This window comes from Nitratidesulfovibrio liaohensis, from assembly GCF_011682075.1.
Taxonomy (GTDB): Bacteria; Desulfobacterota; Desulfovibrionia; order Desulfovibrionales; family Desulfovibrionaceae; genus Cupidesulfovibrio; species Cupidesulfovibrio liaohensis.
The window spans coordinates 1-4,649 of record NZ_VSMK01000209.1 but is presented as its reverse complement, the minus strand read 5'-3'; the positions used below and the strand labels follow the sequence as shown (position 1 = coordinate 4,649).

Sequence of the window (4,649 nt, the reverse complement as noted above, 5' to 3'; positions counted from 1 at the left end):
TATTCTCAAAGGGATGCGCAACCGCATCCCGACACATCACGAAAAGGCCCCGGTGAGCAATCACCGGGGCCTTCGTGCGTTTCAAAGGCATGAGCGCGGACGCGGGCGCGGGCAGGGTGGCTTGAAGCGCAGGGCGCAGGGCGCTGGGGCAGGGCGATAGCACAGGGGGCAGGGCGTAGGGGCGGAGGCTTGAAGCGCAAGGTCACAGCGCAGGGAGCATGGCGCATAGCACAGGTCCATGGGGCGTGAGTGCTGGAAGCGAAGGACGTATGGCACGTGCGGCGGGACGCGCGGGCTCGTGGGGGCGACACCGTGGATACCGATGGCGTTTCTGCGTTCCCGGCGCGTGGCATGGGATGGAACGCAGCGTGCCCCGGCAGGGGGCATTCAGAGGACTTTCCGCGTCGAAAGCATGGTGGTAGGGAACAGGGGCCTTCAGCCCCGAGCATGAGGGGGCCTGCCGCAGTACCTGCAACCCTGGACTTTTTTATGGCATTTTCACAACCCGACAGCCCCGTTGCCTTCGGTGGCAGCCTGAACCTTCAGGACGCGCTGACCGTGGCGCTGGATGCCGCCAAGGCGGGCTGCGCCGTGTTGGCGCGTGGGCGATCGCGCCTTGCCCGCGTGCGTACCACAACCAAGAGCCCTGGCGACATCACCACCGAACTGGATGCCCACTCGGAGGCAGCCATTTTCGCACGCATCCGGCAGGCCTACCCTGACCATGCACGGCTGGGCGAGGAGTCGGGAGACAGCACAGGTGATTCAGGCGCATCACCGTACCGCTGGATTGTCGATCCGCTGGACGGCACGGTGAACTACGTGCACGGAATTCCGTATTATGCGGTCTCTGTGGCACTGGAAGTGGATGGCGCGGCGGTGCTGGGCGTGGTGGCAGACCCGGTCCGGCGCGAGTTCTTTACCGCCGTGCGCGGTCAAGGGGCGTTCTGCAACGGGCGCCCGCTGGATGTGGCCCGGCGTGGCCGCCTGGACGAGGCCGTGGTCGGTACCGTGGTGCCGCCGCCCAAATGGCCGGGCATGGAGGGGTATCTGGCGCAGTTTTGCGCTGTGGCGCGCAGTGCGGCGGGCATGCGCCGGGGCGGTGCAGCCGCGCTGGACCTGGCCTATGTGGCCGCCGGACGACTGGACGGCTTTTTTGTGGTCAGCCTGAAGCGCTGGGACCTTTCCGCCGGGGCGTTGCTGGTACAGGAGGCGGGGGGCGCCGTGGCCGATATCGACGGCAACCCGGACCCGTTGCACGCCAACCGCCTTGCCGCCGCCAACGGCGTATTGCTGCCTGCGTTGCTGGAGCGGCTGCGGTCACGCTGACGCCCCCTGCGCTGTACCGGAAAACAGGGAAGAGGGCTGCCATGGCTGCCTTCTCCCCTGTTTTCCGTTCGTTGTTCGGAGCACCGTTGCAACGACGTGTGCCGGGCCGATTGCGGCATCGCTGCCGGAGCGCCGTGACCTGAGGGTTACGTGAGGGACGTTGACACCCGCTACACTACCAGCCGGTATGGCAACAACGGTCTCAGCTTGTCTCGCGCCCAACGCCAGCCAGCGACGGGCCGTGCCGTCGCAGCCATACGCCGAACCACAGCGCGTTGCCCAGGCAGACGATGCCGGACAGCAGCAGCGTGAGCGACGGGCCCAGCGCATGGGCAACGCTGCCCCCCAGCAGCGAGCCGAACGGCCCCATGCCCAGGAACATCATGGAATACAGGGCCATGACCCGGCCCCGGTAGGCGTCGGGCGACATGATTTGCAGCAGCGTGTTGGCCGATGCCATCAGCACCACCATGCACATGCCCACGGGCACCAGAGCCACCAGTGCCGTCCATACCGACCGGCACAGCGCGAACGCCGTAAGGCTGGCACCCAGTCCAACAGCCCCGTACAGCGCCCATCGTGACAGCCCGTCGCTGCTGCGCCGCAGGGCAAGGCACAGCGCGCCCAGCAGCGCACCCGCCCCGGCGGCCCCCAGCAGCAGGCCCAGTGTCCTGGCGTTGCCGCCCAGCACCTTGTCGGCCACCACCGGCATCAGCACGGAATAGTTCACCGCGATGAGGCTGGTGGCCCCCACAAGCAGCAGGGTGGTGCGGATACCCTCGTGGCGCGCGGCAAAGCCCAGCCCCTCGCGGATGCGCTGCAACGTGGAAGGTCCGGGCGGCGGGGGCACGTGGACGGGCAGGCGCATCAGCATCAGCCCCGCGATGACGGGCACAAAGCTGATGCCGTTGAGCAGAAAGCACCACCCTTCGCCCGCGGCGGCTACCACCAGCCCCGCCAGGGTTGGCCCGACCACACGCGCCGCGTTGAACATGGACGAGTTCAGGCCGATGGCCGTGGGCAGGTCGTCGCGCCCCACCATGTCCATGATGAAGGACTGGCGCGTGGGCACGTCGAAGGCGTTGACGATGCCGAGGGCCGTGGCCAGCACGAATACGTGCCACACCTGCACCACGTCGGTCATGGTCAGCGCGGCGGCAGTCAGCGCCAGCAGCATGGAGGCCACCTGCGTGGCCACCAGTATGGCGCGCCTGTCGCGCGTGTCGGCCAGCGCGCCGCCGAACACGGACAGCACGAACAGCGGCAATTGCGCGGCAAAGCCCAGCGCCCCCAGAACGAAGCTGGATTCGCTCAGCCTGTAGACCAGCCACGACTGGGCCATGGACTGCATCCAGGTGCCGGGCAGCGAAATGGCCTGCCCGGCGAAGAACAGCCGGTAGTTGCGGTGGCGGAACACCCGCAACGGGCCGGTGGCGTGAGGGATCTGGTGATCGGGAAAGGGCGGCATGCTGCGTCCGTTGCGTCGTCGTGCCCGGCGCGTATCAGTTGGTGGTGCGGGTGCCCTTGGCGGCCTTGGTGTTTTTCTTCTTCGCGGGGTGCGCAGTGGTGGTGCCCGCCTTGCCCGTTTTGCCGATCTGGGCAGCTGGGGTCGTGGCGTTGGAGGACACCTGCGGCGTGGCGGCGGCAGATGCGTCGGACGTGCCGGTCGCGTTTGACTCCGTTGGCGTGGCGGGCATGTCCGTCATGCCGCCGGTGGCGGCCCCTGGTGCGGCCTGCGGCGTTGCCTGCGGAACCGTCGGGGAGGCTTCCGGGTCCAGTTGTGCGGGCACGCCGGGCTGGAACTGGGGGTGCGCCTGCATCCATTGCGCGGCCATGTTCTTGGAATGCACCAGTTGATCGGGCGTCATGCGCTGTTGCACCTCGGCCGCCACCGGCGCCGCATCGCCGTCGCCGAACAGCACGGCGCGGGTCAGCCAGGAATGGGCGGCGACCATGTCCGCCTCGGCGCCTTCACCCTCTGCCAGCATGCTGCCCAGCAGGGTCATGCAGCGCGGGTGACCGCCCTCGGCGCATTGCCCGAACAGTTGCAGGCTGCGCGGGTAGTCTCTGGGCACGCCGGTGCCTTCGTGGTTCAGAATGCCCAGGTTGAGCAGCGAGTGCAGGTCACCCGCCTTGGCGCCCATCTGGAAGTAGCGCACGGAATTTGCCATATCCGGTTCGCTTCCCTGGCCCCGGTAAAGCATTTCGGCCACCAGTCCCATGGCGTCGGGGTTGCCCGCATCGGCGGCTTCGCGCAGCAGGTGCAGCGCCTTGGCGTCGTCGCGCGGGGTGCCCATGCCGTAGCGGTAGTGCACGCCCAGCCAGAAGCGCGCGCGCACTACCCCCAGGGCGGCGGCGCGTTCCGTCCAGCGGAAGGCCTCTTGCTGGTTCTCCGGTCCCGCCAGCCCCTTGCGGTGGTATTCTGCCAGCAGGTCGCAGGCTTGCGGGTGGCCCCGCTCCGCCGCCAGCGAGAGCCATTTTTCGCCCTGCATGAAGTCGCGCCGGGTGCCGCGCCCGTAGGTGTACAGCACGCCCACCAGGGCCTGCGCGTTGATGATGTCCTGCTCGGCGGCGGACATGGCCAGCGCGAAGGCCTTGGCCTCGTCCTTGCGCACGCCGTTGCCGTCCAGGTACAGACGCGCCAGAACGTCCTGCGCGGGGCCGAAGTCCTGCGCGGCGGCCTTTTCCAGCCACGTGGCGGCCCGGGCCGGGTCTGGCTGGCCGTCGGCCCCCTGCAACAGGGCCATGGCAAAGGCGAATTGGTCCTGCGGGCGGGTGGGGGCCTCTATGCTGGTGCCATCGGAAAGTTCCACCAGTTCGCCCACGGGGGCGGATGCGCGGTCCTGCGGTTGCGGTGCGGGGTCGGACTGGCGGTTGGCGACCATGCTGTCCGGCGCGACCACAAGATCGGGGACGGCGGGGTTCGCGGCGCTGGTGCCGGTATCGGGGGTGGCGGTGCCCGCCGTGGCCGTGCCGCTCGTGCCCGTGGCGCTCGTGCCCGCATCGTTTGCAGCAGCGTCCTGGTCCGTGGCCTCGCGGATGTAGGTGGGGCGTTCCGGCAGGGCTGCCGTCCCTTTTTTGGGGGGCTTGCATCCGCCCAGCAGCAGGCCCGCCGCCAGCATGGCCACAAGCGCCAGGCGTGCCGCGTGGCGTGGGGGGGGCTGCCGGTTGGAGGTCTGCGAAACAGGGGATGGACGAAAACACGTGGCAATGCGGCGGGCTGTGTTCATGATCACTCCGGATGTGCGGCTGGGGGCGGGCATGCCGCGCGGGCATCCGGAAGGCGCCGCGCGCGGGGGCCGCGCCGAAGCAGGGGCATA

At 68.9% G+C, this 4,649-nt stretch carries 3 protein-coding genes; 1 reads left to right on the top strand and 2 read right to left on the bottom strand.

What is annotated here, in order from left to right:
- The first annotated feature begins 489 nt into the window (after positions 1-489).
- A complete protein-coding gene (locus FVW27_RS08220) occupies positions 490-1,329 on the top strand; it encodes an inositol monophosphatase family protein (RefSeq protein WP_167124233.1) in 840 nt (279 codons plus the stop codon).
- 202 nt (positions 1,330-1,531) lie between these two features.
- Here the strand turns inward: FVW27_RS08220 and FVW27_RS08215 are convergent, their stop codons facing one another.
- Both FVW27_RS08215 and FVW27_RS08210 read right to left on the bottom strand, forming a co-directional pair.
- Entirely contained in the window at positions 1,532-2,797 is a 1,266-nt protein-coding gene (locus FVW27_RS08215; RefSeq protein ID WP_167124231.1) for an MFS transporter, read from the bottom strand.
- A gap of 34 nt (positions 2,798-2,831) precedes the next feature.
- Positions 2,832-4,559, bottom strand: a complete 1,728-nt coding sequence (locus FVW27_RS08210) for a tetratricopeptide repeat protein (protein ID WP_167124229.1) — start codon at positions 4,557-4,559, stop codon at positions 2,832-2,834.
- Between the last annotated feature and the right edge of the window lie 90 nt (positions 4,560-4,649).

What these genes read in the sequence shown, in the direction of transcription:
- FVW27_RS08210 (WP_167124229.1), bottom strand. Translation starts at nt 4,559, where the DNA reads ATGAACACAGCCCGCCGCATTGCCACGTGTTTTCGTCCATCCCCTGTT.
- FVW27_RS08215 (WP_167124231.1), bottom strand. Translation starts at nt 2,797, where the DNA reads ATGCCGCCCTTTCCCGATCACCAGATCCCTCACGCCACCGGCCCGTTG.
- FVW27_RS08220 (WP_167124233.1), top strand. Translation starts at nt 490, where the DNA reads ATGGCATTTTCACAACCCGACAGCCCCGTTGCCTTCGGTGGCAGCCTG.